The 19,051-nt window shown below is 32.0% G+C and carries 23 protein-coding genes; 7 read left to right on the forward strand and 16 right to left on the reverse strand.

The window, feature by feature from the left end; genetic code table 11:
* Window positions 1-7: 7 nt before the first annotated feature.
* The 14 genes from Q7C23_RS00800 to Q7C23_RS00865 all read right to left on the reverse strand — a co-directional run bounded on the left by Q7C23_RS00800 (window position 8) and on the right by Q7C23_RS00865 (window position 9,780).
* Entirely contained in the window at window positions 8-2,170 is a 2,163-nt protein-coding gene (locus Q7C23_RS00800) for a peptidase domain-containing ABC transporter (protein ID WP_375030742.1), read from the reverse strand.
* The gene (locus Q7C23_RS00805; RefSeq protein ID WP_375030743.1) at window positions 2,163-3,317 is read right to left on the reverse strand and encodes an HlyD family secretion protein; all 1,155 of its coding nucleotides are present in this window, start codon (window positions 3,315-3,317) and stop codon (window positions 2,163-2,165) included. Before Q7C23_RS00805 ends, Q7C23_RS00800 begins: the two co-directional genes overlap by 8 nt.
* 532 nt (window positions 3,318-3,849) lie before the next feature.
* On the reverse strand, window positions 3,850-4,023 hold the full coding sequence (locus tag Q7C23_RS00810) for a class I lanthipeptide (RefSeq protein WP_375030744.1): 174 nt from the start codon (window positions 4,021-4,023) through the stop codon (window positions 3,850-3,852).
* Between the two features lie 76 nt (window positions 4,024-4,099).
* A complete protein-coding gene (locus Q7C23_RS00815; protein ID WP_375030745.1) occupies window positions 4,100-4,282 on the reverse strand; it encodes a Blp family class II bacteriocin in 183 nt (60 codons plus the stop codon).
* Window positions 4,283-4,513: 231 nt separating this feature from the next.
* Window positions 4,514-4,687, reverse strand: a complete 174-nt coding sequence (locus tag Q7C23_RS00820; protein ID WP_375030746.1) for a class I lanthipeptide — start codon at window positions 4,685-4,687, stop codon at window positions 4,514-4,516.
* Window positions 4,688-5,054: 367 nt separating this feature from the next.
* Window positions 5,055-5,237 carry a class IIb bacteriocin, lactobin A/cerein 7B family gene (locus tag Q7C23_RS00825; RefSeq protein ID WP_375030747.1) on the reverse strand — a complete coding sequence of 61 codons (183 nt, stop codon included), beginning with the start codon at window positions 5,235-5,237 and terminating at the stop codon, window positions 5,055-5,057.
* A gap of 76 nt (window positions 5,238-5,313) precedes the next feature.
* Window positions 5,314-5,472: a class I lanthipeptide gene (locus Q7C23_RS00830; RefSeq protein WP_375030748.1), complete on the reverse strand. Its 159-nt coding sequence runs from the start codon at window positions 5,470-5,472 to the stop codon at window positions 5,314-5,316.
* A 14-nt stretch (window positions 5,473-5,486) separates the two neighbouring features.
* The gene (locus tag Q7C23_RS00835) at window positions 5,487-5,651 is read right to left on the reverse strand and encodes a class I lanthipeptide (protein WP_375030749.1); all 165 of its coding nucleotides are present in this window, start codon (window positions 5,649-5,651) and stop codon (window positions 5,487-5,489) included.
* Between the two features lie 14 nt (window positions 5,652-5,665).
* Entirely contained in the window at window positions 5,666-5,830 is a 165-nt protein-coding gene (locus tag Q7C23_RS00840; RefSeq protein WP_375030750.1) for a class I lanthipeptide, read from the reverse strand.
* 30 nt (window positions 5,831-5,860) lie between these two features.
* On the reverse strand, window positions 5,861-6,025 hold the full coding sequence (locus Q7C23_RS00845) for a class I lanthipeptide (protein WP_375030751.1): 165 nt from the start codon (window positions 6,023-6,025) through the stop codon (window positions 5,861-5,863).
* A gap of 25 nt (window positions 6,026-6,050) precedes the next feature.
* A complete protein-coding gene (locus tag Q7C23_RS00850) occupies window positions 6,051-6,197 on the reverse strand; it encodes a class I lanthipeptide (RefSeq protein WP_375030752.1) in 147 nt (48 codons plus the stop codon).
* 531 nt (window positions 6,198-6,728) lie between these two features.
* Window positions 6,729-6,887, reverse strand: coding sequence for a class I lanthipeptide (locus tag Q7C23_RS00855; RefSeq protein WP_375030753.1), 159 nt, complete (start codon window positions 6,885-6,887; stop codon window positions 6,729-6,731).
* A 15-nt stretch (window positions 6,888-6,902) separates the two neighbouring features.
* Window positions 6,903-7,073, reverse strand: coding sequence for a class I lanthipeptide (locus tag Q7C23_RS00860; protein WP_375030754.1), 171 nt, complete (start codon window positions 7,071-7,073; stop codon window positions 6,903-6,905).
* 871 nt (window positions 7,074-7,944) lie between these two features.
* Complete coding sequence (locus Q7C23_RS00865; protein ID WP_375030755.1) at window positions 7,945-9,780, reverse strand: helix-turn-helix domain-containing protein; 1,836 nt, start codon at window positions 9,778-9,780, stop codon at window positions 7,945-7,947.
* Window positions 9,781-9,959: 179 nt separating this feature from the next.
* Between Q7C23_RS00865 and Q7C23_RS00870 the strand changes: the two genes are divergently transcribed.
* Window positions 9,960-10,127 (forward strand): hypothetical protein, encoded by a 168-nt coding sequence (locus tag Q7C23_RS00870; RefSeq protein WP_375030756.1) that lies wholly within the window; start codon window positions 9,960-9,962, stop codon window positions 10,125-10,127.
* Between the two features lie 78 nt (window positions 10,128-10,205).
* Here Q7C23_RS00870 and Q7C23_RS00875 read toward each other — a convergent pair whose 3' ends face one another.
* Window positions 10,206-10,757, reverse strand: a complete 552-nt coding sequence (locus Q7C23_RS00875) for a hypothetical protein (RefSeq protein WP_375030757.1) — start codon at window positions 10,755-10,757, stop codon at window positions 10,206-10,208.
* 116 nt (window positions 10,758-10,873) lie between these two features.
* Between Q7C23_RS00875 and Q7C23_RS00880 the strand changes: the two genes are divergently transcribed.
* The 6 genes from Q7C23_RS00880 to Q7C23_RS00905 all read left to right on the forward strand — a co-directional run bounded on the left by Q7C23_RS00880 (window position 10,874) and on the right by Q7C23_RS00905 (window position 18,543).
* Window positions 10,874-13,648: a 2-oxoglutarate dehydrogenase E1 component gene (locus Q7C23_RS00880; protein WP_375030758.1), complete on the forward strand. Its 2,775-nt coding sequence runs from the start codon at window positions 10,874-10,876 to the stop codon at window positions 13,646-13,648.
* A 77-nt stretch (window positions 13,649-13,725) separates the two neighbouring features.
* Window positions 13,726-14,964, forward strand: coding sequence for a 2-oxoglutarate dehydrogenase complex dihydrolipoyllysine-residue succinyltransferase (odhB, locus tag Q7C23_RS00885; RefSeq protein WP_375030759.1), 1,239 nt, complete (start codon window positions 13,726-13,728; stop codon window positions 14,962-14,964).
* Between the two features lie 190 nt (window positions 14,965-15,154).
* The gene (locus tag Q7C23_RS00890; RefSeq protein WP_375030760.1) at window positions 15,155-15,487 is read left to right on the forward strand and encodes a hypothetical protein; all 333 of its coding nucleotides are present in this window, start codon (window positions 15,155-15,157) and stop codon (window positions 15,485-15,487) included.
* 18 nt (window positions 15,488-15,505) lie between these two features.
* Window positions 15,506-15,808 (forward strand): hypothetical protein, encoded by a 303-nt coding sequence (locus tag Q7C23_RS00895; RefSeq protein ID WP_375030761.1) that lies wholly within the window; start codon window positions 15,506-15,508, stop codon window positions 15,806-15,808.
* 2 nt (window positions 15,809-15,810) lie between these two features.
* The gene (locus tag Q7C23_RS00900) at window positions 15,811-17,370 is read left to right on the forward strand and encodes a PepSY-associated TM helix domain-containing protein (RefSeq protein ID WP_375030762.1); all 1,560 of its coding nucleotides are present in this window, start codon (window positions 15,811-15,813) and stop codon (window positions 17,368-17,370) included.
* Between the two features lie 57 nt (window positions 17,371-17,427).
* On the forward strand, window positions 17,428-18,543 hold the full coding sequence (locus Q7C23_RS00905; RefSeq protein WP_375030763.1) for a PepSY-associated TM helix domain-containing protein: 1,116 nt from the start codon (window positions 17,428-17,430) through the stop codon (window positions 18,541-18,543).
* A gap of 49 nt (window positions 18,544-18,592) precedes the next feature.
* Here Q7C23_RS00905 and Q7C23_RS00910 read toward each other — a convergent pair whose 3' ends face one another.
* Window positions 18,593-18,940 (reverse strand): toxin-antitoxin system YwqK family antitoxin, encoded by a 348-nt coding sequence (locus tag Q7C23_RS00910; RefSeq protein WP_375030764.1) that lies wholly within the window; start codon window positions 18,938-18,940, stop codon window positions 18,593-18,595.
* Between the last annotated feature and the right edge of the window lie 111 nt (window positions 18,941-19,051).

Raw genomic sequence — 19,051 nt, forward strand, 5'->3', positions numbered from 1 at the left:
ATTTTCCTTATTGAACAATTATATTATTCCACATTTTATAATAGTATTCTTTTTTATTTAGAAGCTCTTCATGAGAGCCTGACTCAACAATTTCGCCTTTTTTGAAGGCATAGATAACATCTGCTTTTTTTATCGATTGCAGCTTGTGTGCAATTACAATTATTGTTTTTCCCTGGGCTCTTAAATCTTCAACCAGATTTTTTATCACCAACTCTGATTCCGAATCAAGAGCTGACGTAGCTTCATCAAGAATAAGCACTTCCGGATCTTTATAGAGTGCTCTTGCAAAAGCAATTCGCTGTCTTTCTCCTCCTGACAAATTGGCTCCAAACTCACCTAAATAAGTATTAAATCCGTTTGGTAAAGCTTCAATAAAATCATAAGCTCCTACTTTTTTACTCACATTAATTATCTTTTCCATGTCTGGATTTGACTGTCCAATTGCAATGTTAAAAGCAATCGTTCCATCAAAAAGCTCTACATTTTGAGGCACTGTGGTAATTAATGAATTGATACTTTGTTTAGAGATGTAATTCAGGTCATATTCACCAATTAATATTTTGCCTTCTTTTGGAGCATAAATATTTTGAATTAATGATGCGATTGTACTTTTTCCGCTTCCGCTTTCTCCCACTAAAGCTGTAAATTGGCCTTTTTTGATTGTTAAATTCAAATCTTTAAAAATGTATCTTCCCAATTCATAAGAGAAATCGATGTTTTTAAATTTGATGTCATTAAAATTATGTTTGGTCAGGTTTACTTTAGATTCCATTTCTTCACGATCCAGATCCATGATTCCGAATAAACGATCTGAAGCAATCATTGCATTCTGAATGGCCTGATTGGTTCCTATTAATTGTGCTGCAGGACCTGTAAAATATCCAATAATAGAGTAGAACGAAAACAATTCTCCTGGTGTAATTTCGCCATCAATGGTATAATAGGTTCCAACCCATAAAAGTATAATGGTGAATAATCTGGAAATAAAATCAGTAGATGTTCTGGCAAAAATTCCGTTCAATCCGGATTTATAAATGCTTTGAAGCAAATCAATAAATTTTAATTCTGTTTTTGTTTTAGAGAAATCTTCTAACGATAATCTTTTAACCGTACCGATGTTTTTTATAGACTCTACCAATTGAGATTCCAAAAGCGCGTTTTTCTCCATTATTTCGCGTTCTACTTTTTTATTTAACTTATTTGTTATTAAATAAATAGTAACATAAAACGGAATTATCAATGAAATGATTAAAGCCAATTTCCAATAGAAAGTAAACATGAAAATGAAAGAAAAAATAACAATTAAAAGGTTTACCGAAATGCTTAAAGCTGTTTCATTTATTAAAGCCCGAATTTTTACGGCATCTCCAATTCTTGACATAATTTCACCAATTCGCATGGTATCAAAAAACTTTTGAGGCATTGTAAAAAGATGTTTGTAATACCCTAATATCAGCCTTGAATCAATTTGCTGGCTTGTTTTTAAAATAAATACATCTTTTAAAACACTGTATACAATTTGAAGCAACAAACAGCCTATTACAATTATACTCATTAAATTCAGCAAGCTTTTGTTCCCGCTGACTAGTACAAAATCAGTAATCTTACCTACATAAATTGAAACTGAGAAACCTAAAAGGGTATATAAAACTGCTCCAATAATAGCTTGCAGTAAAATGTATTTATGAGGCTTTAATAAAAATAAGATTCTTTTGAAATTTGATACTTTTTCGTTTTTCTCTTTAAAAATATCATCATCCGGAACTAAAATTAAAGCGTACCCGGTAAATATTTTTTCTAATTCAGCAAATGACTTTTTTTCTAATTTGCCTACCGCAGGATCCATTGTAAGGACATATTTGCTGGTAACTTTATAAGCTACTATATAATGAGGAAACTCATGTCCGTCTTTTATAATTAGTACATGCAATATGGCGGGTAACGGAATATCTTTTAATCCTTCAAATTCAACTTTTACCCCTTTGGCCAGAAATCCTAATTTTACCGAAGCTTCTCTTAACCCTAATAATGTTGTTCCTTTTTGATTGGTATTTGCATATTGTCGGATTCTCGAAATAGGCAGGCTTATATTGTAATGCTCTGAAACTGACGCTAAACAAGCAGCACCGCAATCTGAAGAGTCATGTTGTTTTATGGCAATTTTATTCATTTTTGTTGTTATAAGGATTAAACCAATCGTCTACTTTATCAAATAATAACTGGAACGCGGTTCTTTTAGTTAGAAAAAAACGGCTTGTTAAACTCATCCCTTTTTTCAAATTTCCTGTGGCTCCATTTTTTAAGGAGAGTGTGTCTTTTTCCAGGCTGCTCTTAATTTTGTAATAAGGAGCATTATTGATGACCAAAATATCTTTACTTATTTCGAAAATTTTGCCCCTTCCAAAACCCCATTGATTGGAATTAAAGGCATCAACCTGATATATAGCCTCTCCACCTTCTCTTAAAAAACCTATTTCTGATGGATTAACGTAGGTTTCTACTATGATATCTTTATCGGGAGAAATCTCAACAATTGGGTTTCCTGCTGCAATTCCGCTGCCTTTATGAAAACCCTGCATGTTTATTAATTCGCCATCTATGGGCGCAATTATGATGTAATTGTTTTCTTCTTCTTTTAACTGTTTTTGATTCGAATGAATACTTTTATTATTCTGACTTAACTGTGTATATTCTTTTTGCCAGGATAATTCGGTTTGTTTGATTAAATTGATTCGGTCGTTTTTAATCTTATCCAGATCCAGTTGTGCCTTTTCAAATTCTGATTTAGAAATGACTTCTTTTCGATACAAGTATTCTTTTCTATTAAACTCGGATTGTGTGTTTTTAATAATAACATCCAGATTATATAGTTCCTGCTGATGTTTTAAAAGCTCTCTTTTATATTGATCGGATTTTATTTGATTGTAATTTCGATGGATCAAATTCTTCAAATCATTTAAGTAAAGTGAGTTTTCAGAACTTTGAACAGTGTTCAGATTTTCTCTTTCTTTTAATATATTGTGATCTATTATTAGTAGAGTATCACCTTTTTTTATCTTTTGATTTTCATCAACATTAAAAAAAGATATTTTACCACTTATTGGGGAGTATAGTGTAAGTTTTTTTTCTTGCGGAATTATGTTTCCTCTACTTGTAGTATAAATATCGATATCTATAAAAGGAAGAGAAATAATGGCAATTAAAAGTGCCAGGAAAGTAATCACAAATAAAAGCGACGTTTTTTTATTGTGCTTAATAATATGACTTTCAACTGTACTGTTTAAAATCTCTTCTGGAAAAATTTCACTATCGCTCATTTCTTTAGTATTAAATTGTTTGACAAATGAACCTAATATTTAAAGAAGAAAAAAATGAAGAATACCTATTTTTATAAAAAAAGCATATGAAATTAGGACTTATTTTACTGATTTTAAGCGAAATAAAAATATTATTTAGACTTTTACGAGTCTTTTGCTTTCAGATTAGTTTTCATGTTTTTTTGATCATAAAAGAAAAGAATTGTTGATTTTTAAAATCAATAACGCTATCTGTAAAAGTCTTTTTTTATATTTTATAGGGCTAATAACGTTGTAGTAAAACCAGTATTTTTGGAACAATTAAGATGTTATTTATAGTTTACTTATCTTAATAAAAAAACTACCTGCAAATTAATGCAGGTAGTTTTTTTTAAGAAAATCAAATGTGCTATCCTTAATTGAATCTCTAATAACTTTACAAAAACAACACGTAAACTATCTCGGTTTATTAGTAATAGTTTTTAATGATTTAATGCTGCAAGTTCAGACTTATTAAAAATCAGTTTGTTGTTTATGTTTTGTTTTAGATTTATTACTCGGCAGCAAACAAATCTCTAGTGATTACATAGCTTAGCATTACTGAAGCTACGAAAGATGCGGCACTTTCACCACCGCCTCCGTTTACATCCTTCAATAAATCATCATTTAATTCTGTAATTACAGATTTGTTAAAAACTAACTTGCTGTTTTGGTTTTGCTTTTTCATAATTTTTTAAATTTTAAATTGAGTCCTTACTCTTTAAGGATTTTCGAGTTACTCCTGTTATAACTCATTGTTTCTATTAGTCAGCCATTGCCCAAGCGATAGCTCCACCTACGGCAGCACCAATGGCTGCTGCACACCATGTTGAAGAAACTGTTGCTGGAGAAGTTCCGCCTTCTACAGAATACATTTGGTTGTCATTTAATTCGCTAACACTAACTTTATTGAAAGCTAATTTGTTGTTTGCATTTTGCTTTTTCATAATTTTATAATTTATTTTATTCCCTACTCTTTTAAGGTTTTTTGGGTTACTCCTCGTTTATTTTGTTATGAATTTTAAAGAGCCTCATAGAATTAGATAAGTAATACTCACCACTACAGCTATGCTGCAATAAGTCCAGTTCCTCCGCCTATTTCATACATTTGACAGTCATTCAATTCTTTCACAATTACTTTATTAAAAGCACAAGCTTGTTGTGTGGATTCTGATTTATTAATGATCAGCAAATAAATCTTTAGTGATGGCATAACTTAGTGCTACTGAAGCAATGAAAGATGCAGCACTATCACCACCGCCTCCGTTTAGATCCTTCAATACATCATCATTTAATTCTGTAATTACAGATTTGTTAAAAAGTAACTTGTTGTTTTGGTTTTGCTTTTTCATAATTTTTATAATTAATTTTATTCCCAACTCTTTTAAGGTTTTTTGGGTTACTCCTTGTTTGTTTCGCTATGAATTTAAAGAGCTCAAGAAATTGTTGCCTAAAACAATATAATATAGTATGAAAATGCTATTAGTACTGTAAAATAGTTCTGGCATTTTTTTATCTATTTGGTTGTTTTTAGCAACAATTTATTCTTACTCTTTTTTTTTGACTTTTCAGATTACTTTTGCTTTGCAATTTTATTTTCGATTTCAATTTTTTTAGAATATTGCTTCTTCTTAAAATCTCTAACAATAATATAACTTGTCAAAAGGGCTAATAAAAAAGTCAAAACTATCTGATTGCTTTTATAACTCATTATTTCTATTATTCAGCCATTGCCCAAGCGATAGCTCCACCAACGGCAGCGCCAATAGCTGCTGCACACCACGTTGAAGAAACTGTTGCTGGAGAAGTTCCACCTTCTACAGAATACATTTGGTTGTCATTTAATTCGATAACACTAACTTTATTGAAAGCTAACTTGTTGTTTGCATTTTGCTTTTTCATAATTTTATAATTTAATTTTATTCCCTACTCTTTTTAAGGATTTTTGGGTTACTCCTAGTTTTGTTTTACTATGAATTTACAGAGCCTCGTAGATTAGATAGGTAATACTGACAATTACAGCTACACTGCAATAGCCCCCAGTTCCTCCGTCAATTTCATACATTTGAGTATCGTTTAATTCGATAACAGCTGCTTTATTAAAAGCAAGCTTGTTTGTTGCATTTTGTTTTTTCATTTTTAAGAAATTTATTAAATCATTATAAGTAAAGTTCGAACACAGCAGCATCCTGTACAGGTTTCTTCGCCGCCAACTATTGACGTTCCCCCGTTAATCTCCTGTAGTTGGTTTTCATTCAATTCTGTAACAGCTGCTTTATTAAAAACAAGCTTGTTGTGTGGATTTTGTTTTTTCATTTTTTTTTTAAATTTTAGGCCATTACAAGTAAAGTTTGAACACAGCAACATCCTGTGCAGGTATCTCCGCCGCCATCTATTGATGTTCCGCCGTTAATGTCGTTCAATTGGTTTTCATTTAATTCAGTTACAGCGACTTTGTTGAAAGCCAACTTGTGGTTTGCATATTGTTTTTTCATGATTCTGTTTATTAGTTTTTTATTTATTAGTTATTCTGCTTGACTAACCAGGATACCAGCTCCAATCGTTACGACTACAATAATAGATGTTAACAGGAAGCTTCCCCCTTTTACATCTTGAAGCTGGTTATCGTTTAATTCTGCAACAGCGACTTTGTTAAAAATCAGCTTGTTGTTTGAGTTCTGTTTTTTCATTTTCTAATTTAGGCTGTTATTAATTTTAAATTAAAGTCAGAATATAAATAGTAATAGAAATGCTTTTTAGATAATCAGTACCTCCATTTATTTCTTGTATTTGACTGTCATTAAGCTCCGTAATCGCCATTTTATTAAAAGCAAGTTTGTTGCTTGTTTCTGTTTTTTTCATGTTGATTTGTTTTGAAATGATTTACTTTTATTTTGAATTATTGCACACAATAGATTCAAAATCACTAAAAATATTCACCAAATTTTAATACGTCTCATTTACTTTTGAACATACCAATTCCATGTGCTGAAAACCTCAGCTGAAAAATCAGCCAAATTTTAGCGGGTTTAGAACATGACGATACTTACTAAAAAGAATAGCAACTGTTTATAGTATAAACCTTTGTTTAAAAATCTTTTAATAAAGCGTCATCGGTTTGACATATAGACAGTATTAACCTTTGGGGCAATAGCATCCCCGGCCATACACTCTATTTTGTGTGTTCAAGTAATGCGTAGAAGAAGTGCTTTTGAAAGTGTAAAAAACGAATGAAATGTTTTTTACTTATGCAGAAGCAATTTCCAGCAAACTTGAAAGTATTACGTTTTGTTAAATTTCCTTATAAAAAAGAGTCTCCACACTCTGTTTTATTTTGTGCAAATACCTGGTTATTAATAAACCAATAGCAATGCTCATCATTCAGTTGCTTTTTTACACAACCATTAACCAAGTACCGTATCCGGCAGTGATAATAAAACTTATGATTAAATCATTTGTACCGCCGTTGATATCGTTCAATTCATCTTCATTTAATTCTGTAACAATAGCCTTATTGAAAACTAATTTGTTGTTTTGGGTTGATTTTTTCATTTTGAGATGCCGCGATTACATATCTTGCATTATTATAATGCTTATTTGTAAACAACAGCATCCTGTGCAGTTGTCTCCTCCCAAAATAGTGGATCCGCCATTAATTTCGTTCATTGAATTGTCATTTAATTCTGTAACGTCTGCTTTTTTAAAAGCCAGTTTGTTAGTGATAATTGTTTTTCTCATTTGTTTTTAATTTAATTGTTTAACGGTTATTTTTATAGATAATAGATCATATATACAGCTCGGAAAAGAGTTTGTATCATCAAATCCTTTAATTCCTGTTTCCATATAGTTTTTAATTGTTGAAGATTTAATTCAGCAACAATAGCTTTTCTAAAAGCCAATTTGTTTGGGTTTAGCTTTTCATTTTTTATTTAATTAATGTTGTTTTTTCTGTATTAATGATTTAAATAATATCACGTGTGACTAAAATAATTTCAGCCAGGCTCAATTAAAATCAAGTGTTCTCAGATGATCAGATATTTTTTAAATAAACCGTGATATCGTATGCATAGTGCTTCAGGAAAACATCCTGACTGGTTTATTTAAAAAAACCCCTAATCTTTTTTGTTAGTATGTAAAACAATGATTTAGGTTGTTTTAAATCCTGATTGTCATTAATTTTAAAAATTGAATTTTTGCTTAGTCTTTTAGGACTGGATTGATTACCCGTTCTCATAACCTTTGTTTTTAAAAGCTAACAAGTAATGCATTGTAGAAGTACTTTAGAATTTGTAAAAAAAATGTTTTGTGAACACATTTTTTTTTACTTTTGCAGAAGTAATTTCTGGCAATCTTGTTAGATATTACGTTTTGTTAAATTACCTTATAAAACAGAGTCTCCACACTCTGTTTTATTTTTTAGTTTTAAAAGTGGCTACTTATTTTCACCACTTTTTTAAAACCCAATTGAAACATTCTGATATTCGAATTATTTCTGAGACAAAGTAAAATCTTTTTTTTCTGCAAAAAAAACAAAAACCCCCCATATTTATAAAATAAGGGGGGTTAAATAAACAAATAACCATCTGTTTATCAATTATTTACAACCAAATTACATCTTTTCGTCTTCCTTCATTTGATTTATCTTTTTTATGTAAACAGAAGGACTAATACCGGTTGCAATCTTAAAATATTTGGTAAATGATTCGGGGCTTTTATATCCGATTTCTTCTGCTATGGCATTAATTGAATAGGATCTTAACTTCGCATTATTCTTTAATTCAATGATTATGTAATTAATTCTTAATTCGGTTATGTATGTACTAAAATTCTTACCTAATTCATTGTTCACGATTTTAGATAAATAGGCCGTATTTGTTTTTAATCTCTTTGCAACATTATGCAATGTGAAGTCTTGTCTTAAAAACAACCTTTTTTCTTCCAGTTTAATAAGCTTATCCAGTATTTCTATTCTTGTCGTATCTTTTATAACAAATTGAGGATTTGTAGATTCTTCGGTTTCAAGACTATTATCTTCAATACCATTATCTTCAAGACTATTATTTTCAATAAATATTTCATCCTCTAGATCAGTTATAATTGGTATAATTGGGTTTTGAATCAGTTCTAATTCAAATTTATCTTCTATGGTCTGATCTATTGTTTCTTCTAAAAATGTTGTATTTTGTTCCTGCTCCTCTATTTTTTTATGGGCTTGATTCTCAAAGTTTTTAATCTTAAGTATTAGTTCCTCAAATTTCACTTGATTTTGTATGCTTTCTTTCCTTCTTTTGAGTAAAACTCCAATAAATACAAGAGTCAAAAAGGCAATTAGACCAAGTAAAATCCAATTTTGCTGTTTTTGTTCCGTTTCTCGGTCTTTAATTTCATTGATATCAATTTTATGCAAATGATCAATGGCTTCAATTCTTTTTTGTCCAATTTTCTCCGATTTTTCGATAAATTGACTATAGTAATAGTTTGATTCAGAAAATTTATTGATTGATTTATAATTTTCAGCTAATAGATAATAAATTTCTGATAAGGTCTCTACCGAAATATTTGATAAAGCCTCTTTTTTTATTAATGAATTCAAAATCAAAATTGATTTATCGTACTCTTTTTGAATAGAATACAATTTAGATATCTTGATATTAACCTCAATTACTGAATTTTTACTTTGAATATTTTGTGCAATTAGCAATGCCTTATCAAAAGTTGATCTGGCTTCTGAATATTTTTTTTTATCTATATAAATTAGCCCCAACTGAATCAAAAATTGAACTTCGTGTTCTTTAAATTTGTTTTTTTTTGATTCTTTAATCCCATTTTTTATAAAGATATAGGCGGAATCTGGCTTATTTAAATTAATATACGTTTTTACTAATCCCAACTTGAGATTTAATTGACCTACAATACTAATACCTTTTTTATTTAAGTTTTCTTTGTAAATGTTTAAAGCTTCCTGATATCGCTCTAACTCATAAGCAATACTTCCTTTTTTTATCGAAATATAATCATAAGCATCAATGTCTTTCAGCTGTTTAGACAAGTCCGAACATTCCTCATAAAGAGTTAAAGCTTCCTCAAAATCAAATTCATTGAATAAAAAATTCGCTTTATTGATTTTGAAAACCATTTCAAGTTTTTGATTATCGGTTTGAATCGTCTTTTGGATTGCTTTATCAAAATAATAATAAGCACTATCTTTTTGCGTTAAGGCACCGCTTAAGTCAGCTAAAATACAATAAGCCTTGGCTTCTTCTTCGACTAAATTATTAGGCTTAGCATATTTTAGTATTTTATGGCAATAGTATTTTGCCTTAACAGGATCAGAATATAAAAGACTTTTCACAGAGTCTTTGTAGATCTCTATTTTATTCTGAGAAAAACATAAATTTATAGAAAATAATAAAAGCAAACAGTACAACTTAGACAGTGTCTTCATTTTGGTTTTTTTTCAAAAAAGCAGGAATCATTAATTTAATATCGAAGATAGATTATTTTTATAAAAAGGGAGACTATTTTTATAAAAATAAGGTTGTCAGGTTTTTTTTAATACTATTTTTAGAATAATTTCACCAAACAATTCACAGTATTAAACCCAATTTTAAAACCAAAAACATTATGAAAAAGATTAAATTAAAAAAAACTACATTAAAAAAAATGGTATTTAATAAAACAAATATTATGGAACTTAACTCAAATCAAGCAAGATTAATTGTTGGAGGTAGTACGCCAGGTGAAATTACAGACCCCAGAAGTTTATATTCTATTTATTTGGCACAAGAGTAGTTGTAGAATATGATTTTCCAAAATAAAAAGACCGATTTAAATTGAGAAGTTAAATCGGTCTTTTTTTATATAATACTTTTAAAAATACGCTCTCACAAAAGGCATAAATCCAGATCCGTAAAGGCTTTTATTTGGATCATACAAAACATCGTAGCGTGCACCAATCGTTACATTTCCAGTTCTGTAACCTGCTCCCAGATATAAGGCTGTGTTCCAATAAGCATCTGAATAACCAGGGTGATAATAATTTTCTTCATAGTCTGTATCTACCCTTACCTGTTCTAATTCTGCAGATAACTGTAATTGAGGAATGGGGCTAACCAGTGTAATAAAGCTTCCTCCGTAAACAAAAGATTCGTAATAGTTTTTTTGATATAAATAGCCAAACTGCAATCCAACTCCCATAGCTACTACTTCATTAATATTATAAATAGCACTTGGCATCACTGAAATATTAGTGTACCCGGATCCAAAACCTAATCCTAATCCGCCACCAAACTGAACTTTATCCCAAAAGTGATTGCTGTTATCAATAACATAGTTTTGCTGAGCGGTTGCATAACTAGAAAAAAAGACTGTCATAATCACAAAAAAAGATTTGAAAACGATTGAAATTTGATTTTTCTTCATAGTTAGATCTATTTTTAACAAATTTTTACGTAAAAGTACGTAAAAAAAAGATTTAAATAAATGTGATTGTTGTACTTTTGCCATTCTATTTAACAAAAAGTATATTCACTAATATTATGGATAGGTTTTCATTTTTAAATGCAGCGCATACAGAGTTTTTCGCACAATTATACGATCAATATTTAGTTAACCCAGACAGCGTTGAGCCTAGCTGGAGAAGTTTTTTTCAGGGTTTCGACTTTGGAATGACGACTTATAATGACGAAAATCCGGTTCAACAGATTGTTGAATATGTGACTAGCGACAACACAGATTACAGCAAAGTTTCAGAAAAACTACAAAAGGAATTCAACGTACTAAAATTAATCGATGGTTACCGTACGCGCGGGCATTTGTTTACAAAAACAAATCCGGTTCGTGATCGTAGAACTTCATCTCCTACTTTAGACATTGAGAATTTTGGATTAACAACAGCTGATCTTTCAACAGTTTTTGATGCAGCTAAGACTATCGGAGTTGGACCATCTACTTTACAGGATATTGTAACGCGTCTTAAATCTATTTACTGCCAGCATATTGGAATTGAATATATGTACATCAGAAATCCTGGTGTTGTACAATGGATTCAGGATAAATTAGCGGTTAATGTTAATCAGCCTAATTTTTCTACAGAAGAAAAGAAAACAATCTTAAATAAATTAAACGAAGCAGTTTCTTTCGAGAACTTCTTACACACTAAATATGTTGGACAAAAACGTTTTTCACTGGAAGGTGGAGAATCTATTATTCCAGCTTTAGATGCTTTGATAGAGCAAGCTGCTGAAAAAGGTGTTGAACAATTCGTAATGGGAATGGCACACCGTGGTCGTTTGAACGTTTTGGCAAACATCTTCGGAAAATCTACTCAGGATATTTTTGGTGAGTTTGACGGTAAAGATTACGATCAGGAATATTTTGATGGTGACGTAAAATACCACTTAGGTCTTACCGCTGACAAAAAAACAAGATCAGGAAAAAGCATCAATATCAATTTAGCACCAAATCCTTCACACTTAGAAACGGTTGGAGCTGTAATTGAAGGAATCACAAGAGCAAAACAAGATAAATATTATGCTGACGATTTCTCTAAAGTATTGCCTATCGCCGTTCACGGAGATGCTGCAATTGCAGGACAGGGTATCTTATATGAAATCATTCAGATGGCTCAGCTTGACGGTTACAAAACTGGAGGAACAATCCATATTGTAATTAACAACCAGGTTGGTTTTACAACGAACTATTTAGACGCTCGTTCTTCTACTTATTGTACAGACGTTGCCAAAGTAACGTTATCTCCGGTATTACACGTAAATGCTGATGATGCTGAAGCTGTTGTACACGCAGTATCTTTTGCATTAGACTACAGAATGCAATTTGGACGTGACGTATTTATCGATTTATTAGGATACAGAAAATACGGTCATAACGAAGGTGACGAACCTCGTTTCACTCAGCCTGTTTTATATAAAATCATCGCTAAACATAAAAATCCAAGAGATATTTATGCTGAGAAATTATTGTCTGACGGCGTAATCGATGCTTCTTATGTAAACGCTTTAGAAAAAGAATACAAATCTAATATGGAGGAGAATTTAGAAGCTTCCCGTAAAAAAGATTTGACAATTATAACACCATTCATGAAAAACGAATGGGATGGATTTGTTCAGGTAACTGATACGCAAATGCTTCAAAAAGTTGATACTACTTTTGATAAAAAAGGATTAGATTCTATCATCAATACAATCTCAACTTTACCATCTGACAAGAAGTTCATCAACAAAATAACAAAAATTGTTACAGATAGAAAATCTGGATACGACAATAACACTATTGACTGGGGAACAGCTGAAGCATTAGCTTACGGTTCTCTTTTGACAGAAGGATTTGATGTTCGTATTTCAGGTCAGGACGTAGAGCGTGGTACATTCTCTCACCGTCACGCTGTAGTTAAGGTTGAAGATTCTGAAGAAGAAGTAATTCTGTTAGATGCTATCGAAAACAAAAAAGGAAAATTCGGTGCCTTCAACTCTCTTTTATCTGAGTATGGTGTTCTTGGTTTTGACTATGGATATGCATTAGCTAATCCAAAAGCATTAACTATTTGGGAAGCACAATTTGGAGATTTCTCTAATGGAGCTCAAATTATGATTGACCAATATATTTCATGTGGTGAAGACAAATGGAACAACCAAAATGGTATTGTTTTATTGTTACCTCACGGATATGAAGGACAAGGTGCAGAACACTCTTCTGCAAGAATGGAACGTTACTTACAGCTTTGTGCGAGACAAAATATGTACGTTGCAGATTGTACAACGCCAGCTAACTTCTTCCACTTGTTGAGAAGACAAATGAAAACAAATTTCCGTAAACCTTTGGTAGTTTTCTCTCCAAAAAGTTTATTGCGTGACCCAAGATGCGTTTCTACAGTTGAAGAATTAGCAAACGGAAGTTTCCAGGAAACGATTGACGATAATACAGTAGATAAAAAAGCAGTAAAAACGTTAGTTTTTGTTACTGGTAAATTCTACTATGACATCGTTGCTGAAAGAGAAAACAACGGAAGAAATGATGTTGCAGTTGTTCGTGTTGAGCAATTATTCCCATTACCAGTGGAGCAATTAAAAGAAATTATTGCTAAATACCCAAATGCTGATGATTATGTTTGGGCACAAGAAGAGCCTAAAAACATGGGAGCTTACAGCTTTATGTTAATGAACTTCGATCTTGTAAAATGGAGATTAGCTTCATTAAAAGCTTATGCTGCTCCGGCATCAGGAAGTTACACAAGAGCTAAACGTCGTCATGCAGATGCGATTAGAATGGTTTTCGATAAAAATTTATTCAGATAAAAAAATGTTTCAAGTTTCAGGTTTTAAGTGTAACAACATGAAACCTGAAACCATAAAAACCTTAAACAAAAAATAAGATGATTTTAGAAATGAAAGTCCCATCACCAGGGGAATCAATAAAAGAAGTTGAAATTGCAACTTGGTTAGTAAAAGACGGAGATTATGTAGAGAAAGATCAGGCTATTGCTGAAGTTGATTCAGATAAAGCTACTCTTGAATTGCCTGCTGAAATGAGCGGTATCATTACGCTTAAAGCTGAAGAAGGTGATACAGTTGCAGTAGGAGCTGTCGTTTGTTTAATTGATACAGATGCAGCAAAACCTGCAGGTGATGCACCAGCAGCTCCAGCGGCTGAAGCACCAAAAGCTGAGGCTCCAAAGGCAGAAGTAAAAGCTGAAGCTCCAAAAGCAGCTCCGGCACCAGCAGCAACAAGTTATGCAGCCGGAACTCCATCTCCTGCAGCAAGAAAAATATTAGACGAAAAAAATATAGCACCAGCAACAGTTTCAGGAACTGGTAAAGGTGGAAGAATTACTAAAGATGATGCTGTAAATGCAGTACCTTCTATGGGAACTCCAACTGGAGGAAGCCGTGGAACTGAGCGTACAAAACTATCAATGTTGCGTCGTAAAGTAGCTGAGAGATTAGTTTCTGCTAAAAACGAAACAGCAATGTTAACTACTTTCAATGAGGTTAACATGACACCAATCAACCAAATTCGTAATGAATACAAAGATGCATTCAAAGCAAAACATGGTGGTTTAGGTTTAGGTTTTATGTCTTTCTTTACAAAAGCAGTTACAAGAGCTTTACAATTATATCCAGATGTTAACTCAATGATGGATGGTGACTACAAAATCGCTTACGATTTTGCTGATATCTCTATCGCAGTTTCTGGACCAAAAGGTTTAATGGTTCCTGTTGTTCGTAATGCAGAACTTTTAACTTTCCGTGGAATTGAAGCTGAAATCAAAAGATTAGCTTTAAGAGCTCGTGACGGTCAAATTACTGTTGACGATATGACTGGTGGAACTTTCACTATTACTAACGGTGGCGTTTTTGGAAGTATGTTAAGTACTCCAATCATCAACCCTCCTCAATCAGGAATTTTAGGAATGCACAACATTATCGAGCGTCCAATCGCTGTAAACGGTAAAGTTGAAATTCACCCAATGATGTATGTTGCACTTTCTTACGATCACAGAATTATCGACGGACGTGAGTCTGTTGGTTTCTTGGTTGCTGTAAAAGAAGCTTTAGAAAATCCAGTAGAATTATTGATGAACGGCGATGCTAAACGTGCTTTAGAATTGTAGTTTTCAAATAATTTTCAATTTTTATATAAAACCTGCTCAATACTTGAGCAGGTTTTTTTTATTGCCCAAACTCTACCTGAAAACTTACTTAGAATAAATAAAAATAACTTGTTTTGTTTAGATTCTTAACTTAGATTTGCACTATTAAAATTTATTCTAAATAATAGTTGCGCGTTTTAAATTTTTAATCATGATAACAATTGCAAGTCTTATCGTTTTTTTAGCTTTTTACACTTTGTATTACACCTCAAAAAGAGCAGCTTTATCATATGATTTAGGTTTTGAAAAATGGATGCAGAAGAATCCAAAGCAAACTAAAATCACAGGACTCTTGCTTCTTTTATCTGCTTATTCTGTATGGCTCTTTTCGCAATCATTGTGTTGCGGTACTTTCATGTTTTTCATTCAGCTAATGACTATTGGCAGTTTGATTATCATATTGAAGCCTCTGAAAAAAGTAAATAGCATCGCTCTTTTATTGTTATTCATAATTGTTGCCTTATTAGAATTTTACTATTACTAAATCATTCTTAAGCTCTCTATGCCAGCAAATCCAAAATATTTAACCCAGTCCAAATGGCAGCGTTTTGCCAAAATTACTGCTGCCATTCTAGGCGGCTACTTTGTTTCTGTTACCTTTCACTTGGCACTCGCTTCCTGGTTTAACCGTGCAAACATATTGATGACAATGGCTTTTAGTGGTTTTATCCTTTGGGTTGCACTTATGGTAATTGCTTTTCTGGCAAAAAGCGGCTGGAAAATTTGGGGTCTCTATATTCTTCTAACACTAGTTTTTTCTCTTTTCATTTATCTGGGTCAAACCTGCAATCCAACGGCACAATAAGCATGAGCAATCGCAATTATAATATCTACTTTCATACACATACCGTTAGCGGTATCGTTATTAGTGTGGTCCTGTTTGTCATTTTCTTTGCAGGATCTTTTTCTTTTTTTAGGGATGAAATAATCAATTGGGAAAGAAGTGAATCTACTGCTATCACAAAAGAAATTCAATTAGACTACAACGCGGCATTAAATACGCTTGACAAAAAATATATTCTACACGGAAGAAACATTACCATTTCTAAACCAAGTAATGAAAGGAGAGTTGCCATTTATATGGAAGGCACCAAAGATACTTTGGCTCCAGCCAAACAAAAAAAAGGATCGTTTTTTTATCTTGATACTAAAAACTTTAAAACCTTTACCTATGAAGAATCTTATTCCTTAGGAGAGTTTTTGTACCGATTGCATTTCCTGGCACAAGTTCCATATCCTGTTGGCTATTACCTTTCTGGTTTTGTAGCTTTATTTTTCTTGTTTGCAATTGTAACTGGTGTTTTATTACACTGGAAAAAAATTGTTTCTAACTTTTACGTGTTCCGTCCAAAGGAAAAATTAAAAACGTTGTGGACAGATGCACACACAGCTCTCGGAATGATTGGATTACCTTTTCAGTTTGTTTATGCTGTCACCGGAGCTTTTTTTATGATTAAACTTTTAATCGTTGCTCCCGCTGTAATGACATTATATAAAGGAGATCAGGATAAATTATACAAAGAATTAGAATACAACGATCCTGATTACAAATTTGAAAATAAAAAATTAGCCAATCCTTTTAACATTGATCAACTGGTTGCAAAAGCAAAAAGTAATTGGTCTGATTTTGAAATCACACGCGTTTTCATCCAAAATTACGGCGATACTAACATGCACGTTTTAGTTGAAGGTGAAATGCCAAACCACAAAAAATTCACCGGAATTGGAAAAGTAGTTTACCGAATTGCTGACGGAAAAGAAATTGCAAAGAAAAACCCTGTAACTGATAACAATTATCTGGATGTTGTCAAAAATGTTTTGTACAAAATTCATTTTGGCGATTACGGTGGTTATGCGCTGAAAATAGTCAGCTTCATTTTAGGAATTATTACTTGTTTTGTGATCATTTCAGGTGTTATGATCTGGTTAGTGGCAAGACAAAAAAACAATATGCCTGAAAAGAAAAGACGTTTCAATGCAGCTGTTGTTCGTATTTATTTGGCGATTTGTTTGAGTATGTATCCAATCACTGCGCTTGCTTTTATAATTACCAAAATATTCTACCCATTAACTCAGAATAATCTTTATACCGCTTATTTTCTGGGATGGTTAATACTGACAGTCTTTTTTATACTTAAAAAGAATGATGCCTTTACCAATAAAGTATGTCTGATTTCTGGAAGTATCTTAGGCTTCTTAATCCCGATTACAAACGGAATCGTTTCAGGTAATTGGTTTTGGACTTCTTTTATGGAAAACAAAATTCAGGTTTTCTTTATTGATGTTTTCTGGGTTGTTCTGGCTTCAATATCGCTTTACGTGGCTTATCATTTAAAACCAAAAAAAGAAGTACTTATTGAAAAATAATTGAAATAATTTGCCCCTAATTGATTTAGCGCATACTTTTACGCTTTTATTCAAAAAATGGGTTTCAAAAAACAAATACGTTTTCTACATAAATGGCTCGGATTAATTTCCGGGCTTATTGTTTTTATAATAAGCATCACCGGTTGCATCTTTTGTTTTCATGACGAAATAAAAGATATTACAAGAAAAGAATGGCGATTTGTTGAACCTCAGAACAAATCTTTTTTGATGCCTTCCGTTTTACAGCAAAAAGCAAAAGAAATACTTCCAAAAAACACAGCAAGTATGGTTTCGTATTACGGAAGAAATCGATCAGCAATTGTCTACACCTATTCTGATACTGAAAATTTGTATTTGTATTTTAACCCGTACACAGGAAAATATTTAAAAACCGAAAATCCAAAAACTGATTTTTTTATTATTGTTGAATACATTCATTTGTGTTTACTCCTGCCCGATTATATTGGAAAACATATTATTGGCTGTGCAACCATAATTTTCATTTTATTACTAATTTCCGGAATTATTCAATGGTGGCCAAAACGAAAATATGATATCAAAAGAAGTTTTACAGTAAAATGGTCAGCCAAATGGCGTCGTGTAAACTATGACTGGCACAATACTTCTGGCTTTTACATTTCGCTTATTGTACTTATTCTTGCCATAACAGGCTTAACCTTTACTTACGAATGGGTTGGTGATGGTATTTACAAAACTTTCAATTTTGGCGGAGATAAAGCTGTAGAAACCAAAGCACCCGTAATTGACACAACAAAGTTTAAAACAAATAGTATAACTGCGGTTGATCGCGCATTTATTGAAACTGCAAAATTGCAACCAAAATCCGAAATGTTTTTTGTCTTGCTCTCGCAGAAAAAAGGTGACATAATTAGTACTGGGGCTTATCCTCATACTTTAAGATACGATCACCAAAGCAATTACTATTTTCATCCGCTTGACGGAAAACTGCTTCAGAGTGATCCTTATGATCAAAAAAGTTTAGGACTCCAGGTTGTCGAAATGAATTATGGAATCCATACAGGGCAAATTCTGAATTTACCCGGAAAAATTATTGCTTTTATAGTAAGTTTAATTGCGGCAGCTCTTCCTGTATCCGGTTTTATAATCTGGTATGGAAGAAGAAAAAAAAGCTGCAAAAAATTAAAGGCATAAAAAAACCGCTTATAAAAAGCGGTTCTTTAAATGTATTTTAGAAATTACTTTAGTTTCTATCAGCTAAAGAATTTTTCTGTAAGTTTTTAACTGAGCTCACTTTGCTATTTTCGTAAGCAACTTCGCATAGGCTATTTTCATTAAAGAAAATCCATTTTCCAGTTTTCAATCCGTCTGTGTATTCTCCCACGGCAACTTTATTACCTTTATTATCATAAGATACCCAAACGCCATCCAGTTTACCGTCCTTAAAGAAACCTTCTTGTTGTACTTTACCATTTTCATGGTAATAAGTAGCTTTTACTTTATTTCCAACAGCTTCTAATTCTGGTTTTACCTCTTGTGCAACTAAAATTCCAGAGAACATCATTGCAACTAAAATCACACATTTTTTCATATCTTTAGGTATTAATGTTATCAAATCGTTATCAAATATAGTTAATAGTTTACATTAAACAAACTTTTACTTAACAATTTGGTAACATTGAATAAAAACTTAACATTGGAG

The organism is Flavobacterium sp. LAR06 (assembly GCF_041946075.1).
Lineage (GTDB): Bacteria > Bacteroidota > Bacteroidia > Flavobacteriales > Flavobacteriaceae > Flavobacterium.